Source organism: Kitasatospora sp. NPDC057542 (genome assembly GCF_042801945.1).
GTDB lineage: Bacteria > Actinomycetota > Actinomycetes > Streptomycetales > Streptomycetaceae > Kitasatospora.
The window spans coordinates 1-22100 of record NZ_JBHVFE010000111.1 but is presented as its reverse complement, the minus strand read 5'-3'; the positions used below and the strand labels follow the sequence as shown (position 1 = coordinate 22100).

13 protein-coding genes are annotated in these 22100 nt (G+C 72.3%); 5 read left to right on the top strand and 8 right to left on the bottom strand.

The window, feature by feature from the left end:
- Positions 1-23: 23 nt before the first annotated feature.
- A complete protein-coding gene (locus tag ACFU7Y_RS16720) occupies positions 24-1223 on the bottom strand; it encodes a M20 family metallopeptidase (RefSeq protein WP_380768468.1) in 1200 nt (399 codons plus the stop codon).
- A 119-nt stretch (positions 1224-1342) separates the two neighbouring features.
- Between ACFU7Y_RS16720 and ACFU7Y_RS16715 the strand changes: the two genes are divergently transcribed.
- Genes ACFU7Y_RS16715 through ACFU7Y_RS16705 form a run of 3 tightly spaced genes read left to right on the top strand, consistent with a single transcriptional unit; the run spans position 1343 to position 12022 of the window.
- Positions 1343-3871 carry a lantibiotic dehydratase gene (locus tag ACFU7Y_RS16715; RefSeq protein WP_380768466.1) on the top strand — a complete coding sequence of 843 codons (2529 nt, stop codon included), beginning with the start codon at positions 1343-1345 and terminating at the stop codon, positions 3869-3871.
- On the top strand, positions 3868-4725 hold the full coding sequence (locus ACFU7Y_RS16710; RefSeq protein WP_224278902.1) for a class I SAM-dependent methyltransferase: 858 nt from the start codon (positions 3868-3870) through the stop codon (positions 4723-4725). The genes ACFU7Y_RS16715 and ACFU7Y_RS16710 overlap by 4 nt, the downstream gene beginning before the upstream one ends.
- A 58-nt stretch (positions 4726-4783) precedes the next feature.
- Positions 4784-12022 carry a thioester reductase domain-containing protein gene (locus tag ACFU7Y_RS16705; RefSeq protein ID WP_380768464.1) on the top strand — a complete coding sequence of 2413 codons (7239 nt, stop codon included), beginning with the start codon at positions 4784-4786 and terminating at the stop codon, positions 12020-12022.
- Between the two features lie 91 nt (positions 12023-12113).
- Here ACFU7Y_RS16705 and ACFU7Y_RS16700 read toward each other — a convergent pair whose 3' ends face one another.
- On the bottom strand, positions 12114-13589 hold the full coding sequence (locus tag ACFU7Y_RS16700) for an MFS transporter (protein ID WP_380768462.1): 1476 nt from the start codon (positions 13587-13589) through the stop codon (positions 12114-12116).
- Positions 13590-13676: 87 nt separating this feature from the next.
- Here ACFU7Y_RS16700 and ACFU7Y_RS16695 point away from each other — a divergent pair, with 87 nt between their 5' ends.
- The gene (locus tag ACFU7Y_RS16695; protein WP_224278897.1) at positions 13677-14285 is read left to right on the top strand and encodes a TetR/AcrR family transcriptional regulator; all 609 of its coding nucleotides are present in this window, start codon (positions 13677-13679) and stop codon (positions 14283-14285) included.
- 102 nt (positions 14286-14387) lie between these two features.
- On the opposite strand, the gene ACFU7Y_RS16690 is transcribed toward ACFU7Y_RS16695, so the two are convergent.
- The 6 genes from ACFU7Y_RS16690 to ACFU7Y_RS16665 form a co-directional block, all read right to left on the bottom strand.
- Positions 14388-16220 carry a glycoside hydrolase family 15 protein gene (locus ACFU7Y_RS16690; RefSeq protein WP_224278895.1) on the bottom strand — a complete coding sequence of 611 codons (1833 nt, stop codon included), beginning with the start codon at positions 16218-16220 and terminating at the stop codon, positions 14388-14390.
- A 203-nt stretch (positions 16221-16423) separates the two neighbouring features.
- Positions 16424-17422, bottom strand: a complete 999-nt coding sequence (locus tag ACFU7Y_RS16685) for a 1-aminocyclopropane-1-carboxylate deaminase/D-cysteine desulfhydrase (protein WP_380768459.1) — start codon at positions 17420-17422, stop codon at positions 16424-16426.
- Between the two features lie 249 nt (positions 17423-17671).
- Positions 17672-17884 (bottom strand): hypothetical protein, encoded by a 213-nt coding sequence (locus tag ACFU7Y_RS16680; RefSeq protein WP_224278891.1) that lies wholly within the window; start codon positions 17882-17884, stop codon positions 17672-17674.
- 149 nt (positions 17885-18033) lie between these two features.
- Positions 18034-18660, bottom strand: a complete 627-nt coding sequence (locus ACFU7Y_RS16675; protein ID WP_224278890.1) for an isochorismatase family protein — start codon at positions 18658-18660, stop codon at positions 18034-18036.
- Between the two features lie 93 nt (positions 18661-18753).
- Positions 18754-20211 carry a dihydrolipoyl dehydrogenase family protein gene (locus ACFU7Y_RS16670; RefSeq protein ID WP_380768456.1) on the bottom strand — a complete coding sequence of 486 codons (1458 nt, stop codon included), beginning with the start codon at positions 20209-20211 and terminating at the stop codon, positions 18754-18756.
- Between the two features lie 37 nt (positions 20212-20248).
- Positions 20249-21016, bottom strand: a complete 768-nt coding sequence (locus tag ACFU7Y_RS16665) for an SDR family NAD(P)-dependent oxidoreductase (RefSeq protein ID WP_224278887.1) — start codon at positions 21014-21016, stop codon at positions 20249-20251.
- 379 nt (positions 21017-21395) lie between these two features.
- On the opposite strand from ACFU7Y_RS16665, the gene ACFU7Y_RS16660 reads away from it, so the two are divergent.
- Positions 21396-21902: a DUF302 domain-containing protein gene (locus ACFU7Y_RS16660; protein WP_380768454.1), complete on the top strand. Its 507-nt coding sequence runs from the start codon at positions 21396-21398 to the stop codon at positions 21900-21902.
- Positions 21903-22100: the final 198 nt, after the last annotated feature.

Here is a 22100-nt window from a genome sequence, read left to right as displayed (position 1 = left end):
GGGGCAGGTCCGGACGGCGGCGGTCAGCCGGCCGTGCGGTCCGCGCCACGGCGAGCCGCGTGGGCCGTGAGCAGCCGCTCCCGGGCCTGGTCGTCCTCGGCGGCCTGCGCCGCGGTCCAGGCCAGTGCGACGGACGCCTGGAGCAACGCCCGGTCGGCGGCCGGGGTCACGCAGGCCCGGGCGAACTCCGGCTGGTGGTTGACCGCGCCGTCGCTGTCGATGCCGATGCTGGGGTGCACGCTGGGCAGGACACGGCTGACGTTGCCCATGTCGGTGCTGCCGGTGGGCATCGCGCGCTCCTCCTCCGGGGACACCAGGGGGCGGCCCAGTTCGGTCGCCGCTGCCCGGTAGGCCGCCACCAGGAACGGATCGTGGGCCAGTTCGGCGTACGCGGGTGTCGAGCGGACCTCGTGGGTGCAGCCGGTGGCGACGGCACCGCCTTCGAAGCAGGCCCTGACGCGTGCTTCGAGGCGCTCCAGGGACTCCATGTCGGCGGCGCGCAGGTTGTACAGGGCGCTCGTGTGCGCGGGGACCACGTTGGGCACCTCGCCGCCCCGGGTCACGATGCCGTGCACCTGCTGCCGCGGCTCGAAGTGCTGGCGGCCCACGCCGACGGCGACCTCCGCCACGGTCAGGGCGTCGGCGGCGTTGACGCCCAGGTGCGGGGCGAGTGCGGAGTGCGACTCGCGTCCGGTGTAGCGGACTTCGAGCTCGACCAGCGCGAGGGGGCGGGGAGCGCAGTTGTCCTCGGGGGCCGGATGGACGAGCATCGCCATCGACACCTCGTCGAAGACACCGGCCTCCAGCATGGCGATCTTGCCGCCTCCCTCCTCCTCGGCCGGGGTGCCCAGCACCATGACGGTGATGCCGAGTTCGTCGGCCACGTCCCTCAGCGCCAGGGCCGCACCCACCGACGAGGCGGCGATGATGTTGTGCCCGCAGGCGTGGCCGAGGCCCGGCAGGGCGTCGTACTCCGCACACAGCCCGACCGTGAGCGGGCCGTTGCCGTAGCGGGCGGTGAACGCGGTGTCCAGGCCGCCGGCGCCGGGCACGACGTCGAATCCCTCGTCCCGCAGCAGGCCGCTCACCTTGGCGGCGCTGCGGTGCTCCTTGAACGCGGTCTCCGGCTCGGCGTGAATACTCCTCGACAGTGCGATCAGTTTGTGTTCGGCACGGTCGACGCTTTCGCGGCAACCACGCATGACCCGAGACGGGATTCGCATCTTCTCTTTCCCCTCCGCATTACCTGGCTCGTCGTCGGCTGGACGGCCGGACAATTTCCGAGCCTTTTCCTTCCTACCGGAGTCTCCGACGAAAAGCGAGACCAGTCTGGAGAATTGACATGGCGTCACTGACATGGAACGTGCGGGCGGGGAACGGGGAACTCTCGGTCGAGATGATGCCCTGGTCGCTGCTGCGCGCGACCGGCTTCCCGGCCGGGCTCCTGGACGGGCTCGCCTCCGGGGAGCTGCTCGGCACCGCCGCCGGGGTGCTCGCGGCGGAGCAGGCGGTCGCCGCCGAGCGTGCGCACTTCCTGGACCGGCTGTGGCCGGGGCTGCGGGAGGCCGTACGGACGGTCGAACCGCGCCAGCGGTCGCTGCGGGCCCTCCAGAGCTGCCGCCGGCTGGTGGACGAGGGCGCGCCCCTGGACGAGCGGTGCGCATCGGTCCTCGCGGCGACCGGCGCGCCGGACTGGGCGCCGCGCTGGAACGCCCTGGTCGCCGCGCTCGGCGAGCGGCTGGCGGCAGCCGGGACGGAGCTGGAGGCGGCACTGCTGCGAGCCCGGCTGCACACCGCGGAGGCCGCCGGCCGTGACGACTTCGGGCACGCCGTGTTCGTGTCGAACCCCTCGTTCCACCACACGGCCCTGGAGACACCGCCGCTGACGCATCCGGGCTGGGCGCAGGCGCGGGACGAGGGCGGCGCCCTGCCGCGGTCCCTGCGTCGTCAGGTCGACACCCTGCACCGCTATCTGCGCCGGTTCGCGACCAAGTGCGAGACCGTCTCGTTCTTCGGCCCGGTGCTGTTCTGCCGTCTGGTGCCGGAGCAGCACGAGGCCCTGCTGGTCGGTGCGCCCGGCCGCGAGAAGGTCGTGGTCGAGGCGAGTGCCTGGCTGGTGGAGGAGCTGCGCGAGCAGGCCGCCCGCGAGGTGCCGCTGACGCGGCAGCATGTGTGGCCCAGTCCGCTGTTCCGCCGGCCGGACTCGTCCCCGGTGCTGGAACGGGCCGTGGACGGGCGCAGGTTCAAGGTCGCGGGGCCCGCGCTGGCGCTGTGGAGTGCCGCCTGCGCGGCGCCGGGGAGCCGACTCGACTCGCTCGTCGGCGCCGCCGGTCCCGTGCCGCCCCCGCATCAGGCGGGGGCGGAAGACGCGTACGCGGCCAAGCTGGTGAAGGCACTCGGACCGGCGCTGGTCGTCTCCCCCTGGCGGCTGCCGGCGACCGAGCTGCACGCGCTGACCAGGCTGGCGGCCGAGCACCCCACGGACACGGTGGTGAACCTGGCGGAGGTCCGCGACACGTACGCGGAGGCGGCCTGGCCCGAGCGGGCGGCACACCTCATCGCCGTGCGGGCGGCCCGCGCGCAGGACGGCGGGCAGGTGTCGCAGGACAGCGGCCGGCACTACGCCGACCGCGAGCTGTTCCACGAGGACAGGTCGAGTCCGGTGAGCGAGCGGGTCGGCTTCGGGGCGCCGGTCGTGGAGCGCATCCGGGAGGTCACCGAGGCGGTGTTCCCGCTGACGTTCCTCGCGGCGCTGCTGGCCAGGGAGGACGCCCGCGACGCCCTGCGCGCCGAGCTGGGGGGCGCCCCGGCGCCGCTCGCCGCACTGGCCGTACGGGAGATACCCGCTCGTTCACCGCGCCGCGACCGGCTGGACGCGGTGCTGCGCCGGCTGGTCGGGCGGGCCGTGGAGGCCGCGGGGTCGGCCGACGGCCGCCCGCCGGTCGTGGAGCTGAGCCGGAGCGAGCTGGCCGAGGCGCTGGCGCCGCTGTGGGACACCGTGTCGTACGGCCCCGATGACGCGTGCCTCCCGAGCCCTGACCTGATGGTGGCGGGCCCCGACCCGGCCACCGCCGCCTGGGTGCTCTCGGAGCTGCACGACGACTGCAGCTCGATCTTCGGGGGGCTGGAGCGTCCGCTGCACAGCGACCCGGACGGGCTGTGGGGTGGCTTCACCGAGCGGGTGGCGCGAGCCGTGCCGTCCGGGACGGCCGCGACCATCGTCTCGCGCCGACGCAGTGCCCATGTGACCCCCGAACTCCCCGGTGCCGCCATCGAACTGAGTGGCCTCTCCGGCAAGGACCGGGCCGATGTGGTGCCGATCGCGGACGTCGTCGTGCCCGCTTCGGCCGACGCGGTGGTGGTGGACGGCCGGCGGCGGCTGCTCTACCCGGGCGACCTGTCGTCGACGCTGCACCGCGCGGTGTCCAGGCCCGCGCTGGTCCCGGTGCCGGTCGACCTCGGGGCGTACACCCCCAGGATCGTGGTGGACGGTGTCGTGATCCAGCGTGCCCGCTGGCGGCTGAGCCTTCCGGAAAGGGCTCCGGAAAAGACCGGGGACACCGTCACGCAGTGGTTGGCCGTGCAGCGTCTCCGGGCCGCCCGGGGAATTCCGCGCCATGTCTACGTGAAGCACCCGGCCGAACCCAAGCCGCTGTACGTCGATTTCGCCGACCCACTGTCGGTGATCGATATCGCGCGACTTCCCGAAGGGGAAGTCGTCGTGTCCGAAATGCTGCCCACCCCGGACCAGTTGTGGTGGCGCGTGGCGGGCGAAACGCATTGTGCCGAATTCCGTCTCGGCTGCATCGTGCGGCCGGTGAAATCCGACAATCCGCAGACCCAGGAAGATCAGGAAGAGAGCGCGTCATGACCGAGGACCTCCGCATCACCTCACTGGTGAGGGACGCTTACGACAAGGCCGCCGAGCAGTACGAGTCCGCAGGCCAGATGATCTTCCATCCGCTGGGGAAGATGATCGCCGACACGCTGGAGCTCTCTCCGGGCGAGCGGGTGCTCGACATCGGCTGCGGGCGCGGCGCCTGCCTGTTCCCGATCGCCCACGCGGTGGGGCCGGAGGGCTTCGTGCTCGGCTTCGACCAGGCCCAGGGCATGGTCGACGCCTGCACGGCGGACATCGAGGCCCGCGGGGTGTCCGGCTGGGCCCGCGCGGAGCTGGGCAACGCCCAGGACTTCGCCTTCGCCGAGCCGTTCGACGCGGCGAGCGCCGGGATGGTCCTGTTCCTGCTGCCGGAGGCGGAGAAAGCCCTGTCCTGCGCCGTCGCGGCACTGCGCCCCGGGGGCAGGTTCGCCGCGACCACCTTCCCCACCGAGAACGGCAGGCTGGCCGCGGGCTGGGAGTCCGCCGAGATCCTCGCGGGAGTGCTCGCCAAGTACCTCCCCGAGGGTGTGGACGACCCGTGGCAGGTGGTCCTGGGGCTCGGCGGCCCGCTGGTCAGTGAGGAGTCCACGGCCGCCGCCTTCCTCGCCGCCGGTTTCAGCGATGTGCGGATCCGCCATGTCCCGGCGGACTCCCGCTTCGAGGCCATCGACGACTACCTGGCGTGGACCAAGACGGTGACCACCCGCATGCAGTGGGACCTGGTGCCTCCGGAGCGGGTGGCCGAAGCGACCGACGAGGCGCGCGAGGCGCTGCGGGTGCTCGCGGGGCCGGACGGCTCCCTGGAGTTCTCCTGCCCGACCAGGACCGTGCTGGCCGTTCGCTGACGGCACGACCGCGACCGTCTACCAAGCGCTGAACCACAGAGCCGAGAGGTGCGATGACATGGCTCCTGATACGACCCCTTCGCTGATCCGTCCGCTGTCCGAACTGCTCGGCGGACACGCCGCCCGGATCGGGGACAAGGTGGCCTTCGCCGACGCCCGGCGGGGCGTCGGCTACCGGGAACTGGATCTGCGGACCTCTCGGCTCGCCGGCCGGCTTTCCGCGCTGGGGCTGGAGAAGGGCGGCCGCGCCGCCGTCCTCATGGGCAACAGCGTGGAAATGGTGGAGAGTTGCCTTGCCGTCATACGGGCGGGCGGCATCACCGTGCCGCTGAATCCGCAGGCGTCCGAGGCCGAACTGGTCCACTTCCTGCGGGACTCCGGGGCATCGGTGGTGCTGTGCGACCCGGCACGGCTCGACGTGCTGCTGCGCGCGGTGGCCGCGTCCGGCCTGTCCCGGCCCTCGATCGTGCTCACCGGTGACGCCCCCGTGTCACCGGCGGACGCGTCCACCGCCGGTGACACCACGTCCGCCGACGCCACCTCCGGCGTCGCCGCTGACATCACCGTGTACGAGACGCTCGCGACCACCGCGTACGACGGACCGGTGCCCGAGGAGAGCCCGCTCGACGCCCCGGCCTGGATGCTCTACACCTCGGGCACCACCGGCCGCCCCAAGGGGGTGCTCTACTCCCTGCGCAGCTCGCTGTGGCTGGTGGAGGCCTGCCACGTGGGTGTGCTCGGGATGACGGAGGACGACCGGCTGCTGTGGCCGATGCCGCTGTTCCACGGCCTGGGGCAGAACCTGTGCGTCATGGCGGTCGTGGCCGTGGGCGCCGGCGCCCGGCTGATGAGCGGCTTCGCCCCGTCCGAGGTGCTGGACGCACTGCGCGACGACGGGGTGACCTTCCTCGCCGGGGTGCCGACGACGTACCACTACCTGCTGGACCGTGCCCGTCAGGAGCACACCCGGCTGCCGTCGCTGCGGCTGGGATTCGTCGCCGGTTCGGCCGGCGGCGCCTCCCTCGGCAGCCGTTTCGAGGAGGCGTTCGGGGTCCCGCTGGTGGACCAGTACGGATCGACCGAGACCGGCGCGATCACCTCGAACCGGCCGACGGGTGACCGGGTCGCCGGGGCGGCCGGGCCGCCCGTTCCGGGGGTGGACGTCCGCCTGGTGGACGGCGGTTCCGGTGCCGAGGTGCCCGACGGCGAGGAGGGCGAGGTCTGGGTCAGCGGCCCCAACGTGATGCTGGGCTACCACGGGCAGCCCGACGCCACGGCGGAGGTGCTGCGGGACGGCTGGTACCGCACGGGCGATCTGGCCCGCCGGGACGCCCTCGGGCATGTGACCCTGACCGGCCGTCTCAAGGAACTGATCATCCGGGGCGGCGAGAACATCCACCCCGTGGAGATCGAGGACGTGGTGCGCACGGCGCCGGGCGTGGCCGACGCGGCGGTGGGCGGGGAGCCCCACGAGGTGCTCGGCGAGGTGCCCGTCGCGTATGTGGTGCCCGGTCCCGGAGGCGTCGACGTCCAGGCGCTGTTCGAGCACTGCCGGGCGCGGCTGTCCTACTTCAAGGTGCCGGAGAAGGTGTACGCCGTCGAGCGCGTGCCGCGCACCACGTCCGGGAAGGTCACCCGGCACCTGCTGGCGGGCGCGGACCCCCGGCTGCTCGGTGCGGCGTCCACCGGCGGGCCCGAGGATCGCGGGACCGAATCCGACCGGGGCGAGTGGGCGGGCCGTCTCGTGCCGCTGACAGCGGCCGAGCGGACCCGGACGGTGCTGGATCTGGTACGCACCGAGGTGGCACTCGCGCTCGGCCTCGACGGAGCCGAACAGGTCGCACCCACACGGCCGTTCGTGGATCTCGGCCTCGGCTCCCTCGCCGTCGTGGCGGTCGGGCAGCAGCTGTGCGCGCTGGTCGGGCTGCGGCTCCCGGCGACCGCGGTGTTCGACCACCCGACGCCCGCCGCGTTCGCGGACCGGCTGGTCGCGGAGCTGACGGAGCCGTCGGAGACCCGCATGCCGGCCGAAGCGTTCCCGGCGGAGCGTACGGCCCCCGCAGGGCCTGATCCGGACGGCGCCGAGCCGATCGCCATCATCGGCATGGCCTGCCGCTTCCCGGGCGGGGTGGAGTCGCCAGAACAGCTGTGGGACCTCGTCGCCGCAGGCCGGGACGCCACCTCGGACTTCCCCGCCGACCGGGGCTGGGCACTGGACACCCTGTTCGACCCCGACCCCGACCACCACGGCACCAGCTACGCCTCGCGCGGCGGCTTCCTGACCGACCCGTCCGCGTTCGACGCCGGCTTCTTCGGCATAGCCCCGCGTGAGGCCACCGCGATGGACCCGCAGCAGCGGCTGATGCTGGAGGTCGCGTGGGAGGTCTTCGAACGGGCGGGTATCGACCCGACCGGCCTGGCCGGCTCGGAGACCGGCGTCTTCGTCGGTACCAAGGGACAGACGTACAGCACGCTCGCCGCGCCCGCGTCCGAGTACGAGGGCTATCTCGGCTTCGCCACGTCCGGCAGTGTGATGTCCGGCCGGGTGGCCTACACCCTCGGTCTGCACGGCCCCGCCGTCACCGTCGACACGGCCTGCTCCGCGTCCCTGGTGGCCCTCCATCTGGCCTGCGCTTCCCTGCGCTCCGGCGAGTCGCGGCTCGCGCTCGCGGGCGGGGTCACGGTGATGGCCACCCCGGACGACATGATCACTTTCAGCAGGCAGCGCGGGCTCGCCCCGGACGGCCGGGTGAAAGCCTTCGCCGACGCGGCGGACGGCACCGCCTTCGGCGAGGGCGCGGGGGTGCTGCTGCTCGAACGGCTCTCGGCCGCGCACAAGGCGGGCCACCGGGTGCTCGCCGTGATCCGGGGCAGCGCCGTGAACCAGGACGGCGCGTCCAACGGGCTCACCGCGCCCAGCGGCCGGGCGCAGCAACGGGTGATCCACCGGGCGCTCGCCAACGCCCGGGTGGCCGCGCACGAGGTCGACCTGGTCGAGGCCCACGGCACGGGGACCAAGCTCGGTGACCCGATCGAGGCCGAGGCGATCCTCGCCGCGTACGGGCGGGGCCGGGACCCGCAGCGACCGCTGTGGCTGGGCTCGGTCAAGTCCAACATCGCCCACACCCAGGCCGCCGCGGGCATGGCCGGTGTCATCAAGCTGGTGGAGGCGATGCGGCACGCCGTGCTCCCGGCGACCCTGCACGTGGACCAGCCGTCACCGCACGTCGACTGGTCGTCGGGGAACGTACGGCTGCTCAGCGAGGCGCGGCCGTGGACGGCCGCCGACGGACGGCCCCGGCGCGCCGGGGTGTCCTCCTTCGCCATCAGCGGCACCAACGCCCATGTCGTCCTGGAAGAGGCGCCGCGCTCCCCCTCGGCCGAGGAGACCCCGGCCCCGGTCCGAGCGCTCCCCGCCGTACCGTGGCTGCTGTCCGCGAAGTCCCCGGCCGCGCTGCGCGACCAGGCCCGCCGGCTGGAGTCGTTCCTGCGTGCGGAGACCGACTGGGACCCCGTGGACGTGGGGCGCACACTGGCACTGTCCCGGGCCGGACTTGAGCACCGGGCCGCCGTCGTCGCGGACCTCGCCCGCGACACGAACGGCGCCGGCGGGGTGCAGGGGCTGCTGCGCGCACTCGGCGCGCTCGCGGAGGGCGAGCCCGCGGCCGGACTGACCACCGGTCACGCCGGGGCCGTCCGGACAACGGCGTTCCTCTTCACGGGCCAGGGCTCCCAGTGGGCCGGCATGGCACGTGAACTGTACGAGGCCTTCCCGGTGTTCGCCGAAGCGCTGGACGCGGTGTGCGACCATCTGGCGCCGCAGGTACGGCAGCTGCTCCTCGCCGCCGGCGAGGCGGCGGACGACGGGCGCATCCATCGCACCGGTTTCGCCCAGCCCGCCCTGTTCGCGCTGGAGGTGGCGCAGTTCGCGCTGCTGCGGTCCTGGGGGGTGCGTCCCGACGCGCTCGCCGGCCACTCCCTCGGCGAACTGACCGCCGCGCATGTCGCCGGGGTGTTCTCGCTGGCGGACGCGGCCAGGCTGGTCACCGCCCGGGGCGAGCTGATGCAGGCGCTGCCCGAAGGCGGTGCCATGATCGCGCTGGAGGCCACGGAGGACGAGGTCCTGCCGCTGCTCGCCGGCAGGGAGCCCCGGCTGGGGATCGCCGCCGTGAACGCGCCCCGGTCCGTCGTGATCTCGGGCGACGAGGACGCCGCGGCGGAGGTCGCCCGGGCCATGGCCGAACAGGGCCGCAGGACCAAGCGTCTGACGGTCAGTCACGCCTTCCACTCGCCTCGGATGGACGCGGTGCTGGAGGAGTTCGAGGCCGTGGCCCGGACCGTCACCTACCGTGCGCCGGACCTGCCGATCGTCTCCACGGTCACCGGCCGCCTCGCCGGTGCGGAACTGATGACACCCGCGTACTGGACCGGGCAGCTGCGCTCGGCCGTCCGGTTCGCCGCCGCGGTGGGGACACTGCGGGAGCGGGGCACCGACACCTTCGTCGAGCTGGGCCCGGACGGGTCCCTGACGGCCCTGGTGCGTCAGGTCTCCGACGACGCCGGCGGGGGTGACCGCACGGACGACCACCGTGCGCTGGCGGTCTCCCGGCGTGACCGCCCCGGTGCCGCGACCGCCGTCGGTGTCGCCGCCGCGCTCCACACCGCCGGTGTCCCGGTCGACTGGGCGGCCTTCTTCGACGGCACCGCCGCCCGCCACATCACGCTGCCGACCTACGCCTTCCAGCGCAAGCGCCACTGGCTGCCCGCACTCGCCGCTCCCGCCCCGGCACCGGTACCGGCCCCGGAGCCGGCGGCCGAGGAGGCGGCCCCGTCCGGGCGGGTGCTGAAGCCGGGCGAGCGCCCGGAGGTCGCCGCCCGCCTGGCGGGCGTGCTCGCCGGACTGGACGAGGAGAAGCAGCTCCTCCACATGATGGACCGGATCGCCACTCGGGTCGCGGCGGTGCTCGGCCATGACAGCGCGGACGCCATCGACCCCGACGTGCCGTTCCTCGACCTCGGCGTCGACTCCCTCATGGCCGTGGAGATGCGCAACCAGTTCAGCGACTTCTGCGGGGTGAGCCTGCGCCCGACGCTCGTCTTCGAGCATCCGACCCTCGCGGTGCTCGCCGACCACCTGCTCGCGAGGGTGCTGGCCGCGGTGTCCACCACGCCGGACGCCGACGAGGACGCGGTGGACTTCGCCGCCGAGGTCGTCCTGGCGGCGGACATCGCCCCCGCCGACGAGGTGATCCGGGTCGCGGACGACCCGCGGGAGGTGCTCCTCACCGGTGCGACCGGATTCCTGGGCGCGTACCTGCTGCGCGATCTGCTGCGGACGACCCGCGCGACCGTGCACTGCCTGGTACGCGGGACCGACGAGGCGGACGCGCGGGCGCGACTGCGGAAGAACCTGGAGTGGTACGAGTTCTGGGACGGCATCGACACGGACCGGCTGTCCGTGGTCGTCGGCGATCTCGCCCAGCCGCTGCTGGGGCTGGCCCCCGAACGCTTCGACGCCCTTGCCCGCAGCGTGGACAGCGTCTACCACGCCGCCGCGACCGTCAACGGCCTCTACCCGTACTCGGCGTTGAAGGACGCGAACGTCACGGGCACCGCGGAGATCCTGCGCCTGGCCGCTCGCCACCGCACCGTGCCCGTCCACCACGTCTCGTCCACCGGTGTGTTCGCCGCGGAGGCGGCCCCCGGAACGGCTCTCCGGGTGACCGATCCGCCGGGCCCCGCCGAGGCGCTGTCATCCGGCTACCGGCAGACGAAGCTGGTGGCGGAGCAGATCATCGAACTCGCCCGAGGGCGGGGCCTGCCGGTCTCGATCTACCGGGTGGACGAGATCTCCGGCGACTCGGAGCGCGGCTTCTGCCAGACCCATGACTTCGTCTGGCTGAGCATGAAGGGCATCGTGCAGGCCGGTGCCGTACCGGAGAATCCCGCCGGCATCTTCCATCTGGTGCCGGTCGACCACGTCAGCGCGGCGATCCTGCGGCTGTCCCGCGACGACCGGGCGGCGGGCCGCAACCACCACCTCGCCAACGGAACGCATCTGCCGTTCTCCGAGATGACGGAGTCCCTCCGCTCCCTCGGCTACCGGCTGGACGAACTCCGCTGGGACGCCTGGGTGCAGCGCATCCGCGCCGACCGTGACAACGCGATGGTCCCGATGATCGACGCGTTCGAATCGACCATCTACAGCGGACGCAACCACTACCTGTCCGTCGACACCTCGCAGACCCGGGAGCTGCTGGCCGGTACCGGCGTCGACTGCCCGCCGATGACGCGTGAACTCTTCGAGAAGTACGTCGGGTTCTTCGTCCGCGTCGGCTACTTCCCCGAGCCGGGCGGCGAAGCCGTGGACGGCGGTGCGCAGGGCTTCCGGATCCGGGAGGCGGCGTGGGAGGACCTTCCGGAGATGGCGGGCATCTGCTTCGACGCCTTCACCACCCTGAACGCCTCGCTCGGTCTCGCTCCGGAGTGGTCGTCGGTGGACGAGGTGACGGAGATGTTCCGGGACCGGCTCGCGGCCCCGGGCTGCCTCGCCTATGTGGCGCTCGACGGCGCGGGCTCCGTGACGGGCTCCAACTTCCTGGTCCTGGGCGAGTCCGTCGCCGCCTTCGGCCCGCTCAGCGTCGCGCCCGGCGCGCAGGGCGGTGGCGTGGGCCGGCTGCTGATGGACGAGGTGGTCGACGCGGCCGCCCGGCACGAGCGGGACTCGGTCCGTGCCGTCCAGGTGACCAACAACCTGGGCGCGTACCGGCTCTACTCCTCGCTCGGCTTCGTCCCGTACGAGCAGCTGTCCCTGGTCACCGGGTACGCACCGCCCACCCCGGCGAACATGGCGGGCTTCACGGTGCGCGCGATGACCGAGGACGACGTCCCCGCGTGCCAGGAGCTGTACCGCTCGGTCAACGGCCATGCGCGGGACGGAGAGATCCACATGGCGGCCAAGCGGGCCTTCGGCTGGTCCCAGCCGCATGTGGTCGTGGACCGGTCGAGCGGTGCGATCGCCGGCTACACCACGGGCCTGTCCGACCTGGGCCATCTGACGGCGGTCTCGGAGGCCGCGGCACGGGCCCTGTACACGGGCGCCGGCGAGCTGATGCGCCGGGCCGTCCCTGACGGCCCGGTGCCCCGGCTGCGCATCCCGGGCCGGCTGCTGCCCGAGACCCTGAGCTGGGCGTTCCGCACCCGGGGCATCACCCTGGAGCGGCTGGAGACGCTGGTGGTGCGCGGCTCGTACACGGCGCCGCGGCAGGGGGTGTACTGCCCGGGGCTGTCCTACTGATTCACCGTCTTGCAGGGAGCACGCGAGGGCGCTCACCCCGTGGCCGTCGAGGCAGGGTGAGCGCCGTCGCGCGTCCGGGTGCCGCCGCCCGTCAGGCCAGCGTGACCGGCACGTCGTCGCGCACGGAGCGCTCGCCCCTGGGTACGGCCAGCAGGGTGATCAGCACGCCGAGCAGCGCGAACCCCGCTCCGACGGCGAACGCGAGCCGGAAGCCCTCCGTCATCGCATCGGCCACGGCCGGGCCGCTGGGCTGCTTGCCCTCAAGGAGCTCTCTGATACGGGCGTTGGCCACCGAGGAGAGCACGGCGAGGCCGAGGGCGCCGCCGATCTGCTGGGTGGTGTTGATGAGTCCGGAGGCGAGGCCCGACTCCTGCGGTGTCACACCGGAGACGGCGACGATGGTCACGGGCACGAACGAGAACCCCAGTCCGAGTGCCGCGACCACCGAGGGCAGGAGCACGTCCCCGGCGAACGTGCCGTCGGCGGGGATGCGGGTGAAGAGCAGCAGTCCCACCGCGGTGAGCGCCAGACCGCCGGCGAGGACGGGCTTGGGCCCGACCTTGGTCACCAGCTGCGAGGCCGCACCGGCGGCGATGATGCTCGCCGCCGAGAAGGGCAGATAGGACAGTCCGGCCTCGAGTGCGGAGAAGCCGAGCACCTGCTGGAGGTAGAGGGAGATGAAGAAGAACATCGACAGCAGCGCGGCGCCCACCAGCAGGGACACCGCGTTGGCGCTGGAGAGGTTGCGGTTGCGGAAGATCCGCAACGGCATCACCGGGTGCTTGACGAGGCGCAGTTCGACCAGGGCGAAGACCAGCAGCAGGACGGCCGCAAGGCCCAGCAGCCCGATGGTCCTGGCCGAGCCCCAACCCGCCCGCTCGGCGTCCACGAGTGCGTAGACCAGCACGCTGAGACCGCCGGTGACCAGTGCGGCACCGGCGAAGTCGATGCCGGTGCGTTCGTGGCCGCGGCTCTCGCGGACGAGGCGCGGGGTGAGGGCGGCGGCGATGACGCAGATCGGCACGTTGACGAACATCACCCACTCCCAGCCCGCCCACTGGGTGAGCACACCGCCGAGCAGCACGCCGATGGCACCGCCCGCTCCGGCGAGCGCGCCCCAGATGCCGAGTGCCTTGTTGCGTTCGGCGCCCTCGGTGAAGGTCGTGGTGACGATGGACAGTGCGGCGGGCGCGATGATCGCGGCGCCGAGGCCCTGCCCCACCCGGGCGGCGATCAGCAGGCCCGCACTCGGTGCGAGACCCCCGAGCAGCGACGTGGCGGCGAACAGACCGAGTCCGGTCATGAACACCCTCCGCCGTCCGAGCAGATCGGCGGTCCGGCCGCCGAGCAGCAGGAAGCCGCCGAACGCCAGTGCATAGGCGTTGACGATCCACTGGACGTCGGAGTCGGCGAAGTGCAGGTCCCGCTGGATCGAGGGCAGCGCGACGTTCACGATCGAGGCGTCGAGCACCACCGTCAACTGGGCGACGGCCAGGACGACGAGCGCCTTCCAGCGGAGCGGATCCGGGGATGAGGGCGATAAGGAGGAAGTGGGAGGCATGGCCATGGGAGGAATACACTCCTGTGGGTTAAAGTGGTAACCGGAATCGGACTCACGGTTCCGAATGGCGACGATACGGAAGCGCGGTTCCCCTTGTCAAACACCCCTCCCCCTGCCAGCACACCCACCGGCGGCAAACTGCGTTCCGACGCCGCCCGCAACCGGCTCAAGGTGCTCGACGCCGCACGGGCCGCCTTCTCCGAGTCCGGCCGGGACGCGCAGATGGGCGACATCGCCCGCAGGGCCGGAGTGGGTGTCGGGACGGTGTACCGCCATTTCCCGACCAAGGAATCCCTGGCGGAAGCGATCGTGGAGCACCGGTTCCAGCAGACCCTGGACTTCCTCAGGAACGAGGTACTCCCCGACCCCGACCCCTGGCACGGCCTTGCCCGCTCCCTGGAGTTCTGCGGAATCATGCAGGAGCAGGACCGGGGCTACGCGGAGACGGTCACCGCGATAGTCGGCGGCAGCACGTTCGACGCGGAGGCGATCGCCGAACTCAACGAGCTCACCGACAAGGTGCTCAAGCGCGCCCAGGCCGAGGGTTCGGTGCGGGAGGACCTGACCGTCGCGGACGTGTCACCGCTCTACATCGGCCTCTGCCACGTCGTACAGGCCGGAGTCACCGACTGGCGCCGCTATCTGAGCATCATCCTCGACGGGCTGCGCCCGCGACGGTGCGCGGACTGCTCCGGCGACTGACACCGCCTGCCGCCGGGGGCGGAGGCGCGCCCGCCGCCCCCGCCCCTTCCGCCCCCGCCCGGGACATTCGGGCCTACCCGGCGGCCAGGTCGGCCATGGAGATCAGCCGAGGACGCGGTCGAGGTTGAAGGCGGCGCTGATCAGCGAAAGGTGGGTGAACGCCTGCGGGAAGTTGCCGAGTTGTTCACCGGTCCGGCCGATCTCCTCGGCGTAGAGACCGAGGTGGTTGGCGTAGGTGAGCATCTTCTCGAAGGCCAGCCGGGCCTCCTCCAGGCGTCCGGCGCGGGTGAGCGCCTCGACGTACCAGAACGAGCAGATCGAGAACGTTCCCTCGGAACCCCGCAGGCCGTCCGGGCTGGCCTCCGGATCGTAGCGGTAGACCAACGAGTCGGAGACCAGGTCCGTGGTGAGCGCATCCAGGGTCGAGAGCCACTTGGGGTCGGCGGGCGAGATGAACTTGGCCATCGGCATCATCAGCACGGACGCATCGAGTACGTCGCTGCCCAGCCCCTGGACGAACGCCCCGCGTTCGGCCGACCAGCCCTGTCGCATGATCTGCCGGTAGATCGCGTCCCGGCTCTGCCGCCAGCGCGGAAGATCGGCCGGCAATCCGCGCCGGTTGGCGATCCGGATGGCCCGTTCGATCGCCACCCAGCACATCAGCCGCGAGTAGACGAAGTTCCTCCGGCCGCCCCGGGTCTCCCAGACGCCCTCGTCCGGCTGGTCCCAGTGGTCGCAGAGCCAGTCCACCACGGCGCTGACCTCGTCCCAGTGATCACTGCTGATGGGCTGCCCCCACTTGTCGTACAGATAGACGGAATCGATCAGCGCTCCGTAGATGTCCAGCTGGAGCTGCTCGGTGGCGGCGTTCCCCACCCGCACCGGAGCGGACCCGAGGTGGCCCTCCAGGTGGGTCAGCTCGTACTCGGGCAGATCGCAGCGCCCGTCGATGCCGTACATGATCTGCAGTGGGCCGCCCGCGTTGCCGCCGCGCATGATCCCGTGCTCGGAGATGAAGCCCATGAAGGCCTCGGCCTCCGAGGTGAAGCCCAGGCGGAGCATGGCGTAGACACAGAAGGCGGCGTCGCGGACCCACACGTACCGGTAGTCCCAGTTGCGCTCGCCGCCGATCTGCTCAGGCAGGCCGGCGGTCGGCGCGGCGACGATCGCGCCGGTGGGCACGTAGGTGAGCAACTTCAGGACCAGGGCCGAGCGGTGCACCATCTCCCGCCACCGCCCGTGGTACTTCGAGCCGGACAGCCAGCGGCGCCAGAACCGGACGGTGCCCTGGAACTGCCGCTCCGCCTCCCTGCTGGGGCAGGCACGCGGGCTGACGTCTGCGCTCACCCGGTCGAGGGCGAACACCACGGACTCGCCCTCCAGCAGCTTGAAGTGCGACCACACGTCCACGCCGTCGGTCTCGACCGGCACAGTGGCAGTCAGTACCAAGGACAGTGAGGAGGAGCTGAACACCGCGTGGTCACCGACGAGTTCCACGGTGTGCGCCTCGGTCCCGTAGCCGAAGCGCGGGGCGATCCTCGCGCGGAACGGCAGCACCCCGCGGACACAGATCACCCGCCGGATCAGCCGGTGGCGGTCCGCCTCGCGGGACTCGTCGACGACGGGCATGAAGTCCTGGATCTCCGCCACCCCGTCGGCGGCGTAGAACCGCGTGATCAGCACGTTGGTGTCGGGGAAGTAGAACTGGCGGGTACGCGCCGGCACGTCGGCGGCCAGCTCGAACGATCCGCCCCGGTCGGCGTCAAGGATCGAGGCGAACACGCTCGGTGCGTCGAAGCGCGGGCAGCAGTACCAGTCGATGGTGCCGTTGGTCCCGACGAGCGCGGCGGTCCGAAGATCACCGATCAGACCGTGCTCGGAAATCGGCAGATAGCGTGAGCCGTCCACTCCCCCGGATCCGTTGCCGAACTCCATGCCGGCCTCCCTACCGTCCTGCCGTTTCGCTTCGGGCGGGTGCGGGGGTCATGAAGACCTTACGTTTCATGGTAGATCGCCCGAGTGGAGAGGGCTTCGTCGTCGCTGAACAGCACGGAGACCCTTCGGGTCGGCGCGCCCTTCCCCCACCGGAGCGGACCGCCGGCCAAGCCGCGGCGGACACCTGCTCCCCCGGCGGGCCCCTATCTCGGGCCGAAGGTGTTGAGGAAGACCACTGGCTCCCCCTCGAACCGCCCGGCCGTGTCCAGCTCCAGCAGCGCCGCGAACGCCTTGGCGGTGTACGTCTGCTCCAGTTCCAGCCCCGCCTCGGCCCCCGCCCGCGTCCGTGCCACCGCCCCCTCGACGGTGGGGTACGCGTAGCCCGCGCCGAGCCACCCGTACTCCACGGCCACGTCCGACGCGCCGGGCCCGCCTCCCGTCACCTCCGCGCCCCGCTCCCGCAGCAGCGCCAGCGACCTCCCGGCCAACCGGGTGAGCGTCGCCCCGTCCAGCCGGAGGGTGTCGTTGACCACGACCCCCAGCACCCGGGTGCGCAGCCCTGCCAGCCGCAAGCCCAGCGCCAGACCGGCCGCCGTGCCGCCCGAGCCGACCGCCGTCACGATCCACCCCGGCTCCGGCAGCAGCCCGTCCGCCACCTGCGCGGCGAGTTCGAGCGCGCACTCCACGTATCCGAGCGTTCCGAGCGCCGAGGACCCGCCCGCCGGCAGGTAGTACGGCGGGGTGAGGCCGCGTGTGTGCCGGGCGAACAGCCAGGGCGCCGCCAGAACCAGCCGGGTCCGGGTGTGCAGGAAGTGCAGCGTCGCGCCGCTGGCGCGCAGCCGCCGCAGCTGGGCGCGCACGTGCTCGTCGACGGGATGGTCGATCAGGCCGAGGGCGACGTCGAGCCCCAGCTCGCGGGCGTAGAGCGCCGCCGCCAGGCCCCAGTTGGTGCCGATCCCGCCGACCGTGAGGACCGTCCGCGCACCCCGGCGTCGGGCCTCGGGCAGCAACCACTCCAGCTTGCGGACCTTGTTGCCGCCCCAGCCGCCGTGCCCGTACCCGCTCTCGTCCTTCACCCACACCGCGCTCCGGCAGCCGAGCCCGGCCAACGGGCGTACCGGTGTGGGCGCTTCGCCCAGCCCGAGGTACGGCAGCGACTCGGCGAGCTCCGGCCAACACCGATGCAGCAGCGGACGCCTCATACGGCGACGGTAGGGCAACAGCGGCCCACTGCCCAGGGGGCGGGAACGCCCCGCCACGGGCCGGGCTCAGCTCGGCGCCGCCCGGGGATCAGCCCCTCCCGGATGAGAGCACCCGCTCCGCTGTGGCCACCCGGTCTCCCCCCACCGTCCACCGCGCTCACGGCCGCCTGGAGCAGACCGCCGCATCGACCGACCGGATCGTCACACGCTCCCTTCGAACTACAAGCCGGGGCCGGTGGCGCAGCCGGGTTACCAGTCGGGGCCACGGGCTGCCGAACCGGCCGTCAGCGGCGCGCTCTGCCAATGGTGACAGTGATCGTCCACCCTGGCGGCCACACCCGGTTCACCGCCGCCGCGACCACGGCCGTTCATCGCCGCACCGGTGGTGACCCAAGTCTTCATGACCACCGGGCCGACCTCGACATCCGGAATGGTCCGGATGGACAGGTCGGCCGTGTCCACAGCTCAGGCACGCCGTACCCGGATGCCACAGTGGGCGATCACCTGCCCCCTCGGCACCCGCGAGCCCCGTGCTTCGAGTCCTGCTGTGCTCAGTCCACCGCCGTGTCCCGGGCCTGGGAAGGCACCGGGGCGCGGCGGCCGGCGGGCCGCTATGCGCGGTAGGCCGCGGAGATCTGGCCGACCAGAACGGCGAACGGCATGTCGAGGGCGGCGTAGAGGGCTTCGGCCTCGGGGGCGGCGTTGTCGGCCAGGGCCTCGACCATGAGAGTGGCGTAGTCGGAGACGATGACGCCCGCCTGCTGCACGCGCAGCAGTCCGGCCTCGCGCTTGGTCCGGCTGAAGGTGCCGGAGGCGTCCACGGCAACGTACGCGTCGCACCCGGCAGCCGTCGCGGAGTACGCGGGCAGTGCCGCGCACACCTCGAGCGACACCCCGGCGAAGATCAGCTTCTGCCGCCCGGTGGCCTGGATGGCCCCGCGGACCCGCTCGTCGTGCCAGGCGTTGACCGTGCTGCGGTCGATGATCTTCTGGCCGGCGGGCAGTGCCGCGACCAGTTCGGGGGCGGTCGGCCCCCACATGCTGTCGGCCGCGGTGGTGGTGACGACCAGCGGGATGCCCAGGACGGTCGCCGCCCGCGCCAGCGCCACCACGTTGTGCTTCAACTCGCCGACCGGGATGTCCCGGACGCCGGACAGCAGACCCACCTGGTGGTCGACCAGGACCACGGCGACGTTCTCCCGGGTGATCGGCTCCAGGAACCTGCTGCGCTCGCTCATCTTCCGCTCCTTCGGGGGTTGCGCCACAGCTTCTTCAATCATTGAACTTGACAATCAAGTTCATTTGTCACCTTGACGCTGCCGCCCGGCCGCTCAGGTGCGATCGCGCTGGTAGGCGGCGAGCAGGAAGAGCCAGATCTCGCTGACGGTCGGGAAGCAGGCGATCGCGTGCCTGAGGCGCTTGAGCGGGACCTCACCGGCGACCGCGACGGTCGCCGAGTGCAGCAGCTCGCTGACTCCGGGGCCGACGAAGGTCACCCCGAGCAGGACCTCCCGGTCGAGGTCGACCACCATCCGCGCGTGACCACGGTAGTTGTCGGCGTGGAGGTCGGCGCCCTGGGCGGCGTCGAAGTCGAGGTCGACGGTCGTGATGCGGTAACCGGCCTGGGCCGCCTGCTCGGCGGTCAGGCCCACGGCGGCCGCCTCGGGGTCGGTGAAGAAGACCTGGGGCACGGCGTGCTGGTCGGCGGTGGTGGCGTGGTCCCCCCACGGGCCGTCGTCCACGGGGAGGCCGGCGGCGCGGGCGCCGATGGCGTCACCGGCGGTCCGCGCCTGGTACTTGCCCTGATGGGTGAGCAGGGCCCGGTGGTTGACGTCGCCGACGGCGTACAGCCACGCGCCGTCGACCCCACGGACCAGGCACGTGGTGTCCACCTCCAGCCACGTGCCCGGGGAGAGGTCGACCGTGTCCAGGCCGATGTCCTCGGTGCCGGGGGCCCGGCCGGTGGCGAACATGACCTCGTCAGCCTGAAGGTCGCTGCCGTCGTCGAGGGTGAGGGTGACGGGCCCGGCGGGGTCCGGACGGCGCACGGCGGTGACCTGGGTGCCGGTCCGCACGTCCACGCCCGCCTCGGTGAGGCCGGCCGCGACGAGCTCGCCCGCGAAGGGTTCCATGCGGGCAACCAGGTGCCGGCGGGCGAGCAGGGTGACCTGGGAGCCCAGGCCCTGCCAGAGGGTGGCCATCTCGATGGCGACCCCGCCGCCCCCGACGATGGCGAGCCGGGCGGGCACGGTGCTGACGTCGGTGCCTTGCCGGTTCGTCCAGGGCCGGACCTCCCGGATGCCCGGAATGTCGGGCAGCAGCGGTCGGCTGCCGGTGGCGACGGCGACCGCGTGCCGGGCGGTGAGGACGGGGCGTGCGCCGTCGTCCCTGGTGACCGTGACACGGCGGGGGCCGTCGAGGCGGCCGTGACCCCGGAAGACGTCGACGCCGATGGACTTCAACGACTCGGCCTGTCCGGTGTCGTCCCAGTCGTTGACGTAGTGGTCACGGCGGGCGAAGACCCGGTCGGTGTCGAGCCGACCGGTGACGGCCTGCCGGGCGCCGTCCACGCGGCGGGCGTCGGCGACCGCGATGACCGGCCGCAGGAGGGCCTTGCTGGGGACGCAGGCCCAGTAGGAGCATTCGCCGCCGACCAGTTCACGCTCCACGACGGCCACGGTGAGGCCGGCGGCGCGGGCACGGTCGGCGACGTTCTGGCCGACCGGACCGGCGCCCAGCACGACCACGTCGTACGCGCCGTCCTCCTGGTGATCACGTGCTTCGCTCATCGCTCCCTCACCTCCGGTCGGGGCTGACAGTGCCTGTTCACGAGCTCGGGAACAGGGGCCCGCCGGCCATGAGGCCGCCGTCGACGAGGAGGATGTGCCCGGAGACGTAGCTCGCCTCGCCCGAGCCCAGGAACCGGACAGCCTCGGCGATCTCCTCCGGGGTACCCGCCCGGTGCATGGGCAGCACCGAATCGACCGCGGCACGCACCGTGTCGTCGCCGGTGAACCGCTCGTACATGCCGGTCCGGGTGAAGCCGGGCGCGACCGCGTTGACGCGCACACCGTGGGCGGCGCCTTCGAGTGCGGCCGCCTTGGTGATGCCGGCGACGGCGTGCTTGCTGCCGACGTACAGGGTCGCCCCGGGGTAACCCATCAGGCCGAAGCAGGAGCTGACGTTGACGATGCTGCCGGCGCCCTGTTCCCTCATGACCCGGAACTCGTGCTTGAGGCAGAACAGCGTGCCCTTGACGTTGGTGTCGAAGATGGCCTGGTAGCGCTCGTCGGTCACCTCGCTGACAGGGCTGGACGTTCCCTCGGTGCCGGCGTTGTTCACGGCGACGTCGAGCCGTCCGAACCGCGCGACCGCGCGGTCGACGAGTTCCTCCACCTCGGCGTCGAAGCGGACGTCGGCACGCACGAACTCGGCCTGGGCGCCGAGGTCGGCCAGTTCCCTGACGAGTTGCTCACCCACGTCCTCATGGCGGCCGGAGACCACCAGGTTCGCGCCTTGACGGGCGTAAGCGACGGCGGTGGCACGGCCGATACCGGTGAGCGCGCCCGTGACGAGGACAACAGGATCAGACAACGCAAGAGCCCTTTCTCCAACCACGCAGGTGAACGATCGGCAAGCGGTGCGGTACCCGACGACACCGGCTTCCTCTCCGGGCGGTGCCGTCCCCCGGCACCCCGGCAAGAAGGCTGTCCCGACCGGACGGCGGCCGCATCGCACCAACCGCCGCGTCCGTCGAACGGCGGCGCTCAATGCCCTGTACGGCCCACGGCAACCGGGGCAGAGGGCCCGCAGGCGGTCACCCGAGGTGGCCGCCGCACCGCCCACGCCACCAGCGGTTGCATGCTCTTCCCACTCCCGTCACGCTGACCGCCATACGCATCGTCGACGGAAAGCACCCGCTGGACGTCCACGATGTCGAGCTCGTCCACTCCGACGACGAACAGGCGCAGCCATGACCACGGACACCGCCGTCATCGACCACCCCGCCCGGCGGCTCGTCGTGGCGATCCCCAGCCCCTACGACACAGCGCGCGAGCACTACGAAGCCCTCGTGCCCGAGATCGATCTCCACCGCTTCCTCCGGATGGCCTCCTGGCAGGCCACGCTCGAACTCGCCGAGACCAAAGCCCCGTTCGGGTTCATGCGCTACTACCGCAGCGACATCGCCGCCGTCATGGCCGGCTCGCCGTCCTCCTGGAAGGCCACGCAGTACCTGATGGGCAACCACACCATCGCCGAACGCATGTTCCGCCACGACCCGTCGGTCATGCTGCACGCACCACTGCGGACCCTGCTCTACGCGGACCCCGACGGCGACACCAAACTCGCCGTCGACCAGCCCAGCCTGCTGTTCGCCAGCTACGGCGACCCGCGGATCGCCGACGTCGGCCGTGAACTCGACGCCCTTCTCGCCCGGTTGATCACCCTCCTCGGCGGCGACCCACCTCCCCAGCTGTGACCCTCCCCCGGTGTGCCCGCACAGGCCGCGGCCTGTGCGGGCGACGCATCCGCACCCGCGGTGCCCGCGTTCCGGGCTACAGCAGCATCGCCTCGAACTGGAACTCGGGTGCGGTCAGCGGTTGCTCGGACCAGATGACCTTGCCGCGGGCCGTGTACCTGGTCCCCCACCGCTCGGCCAGCTGGGCCACCAGGAACA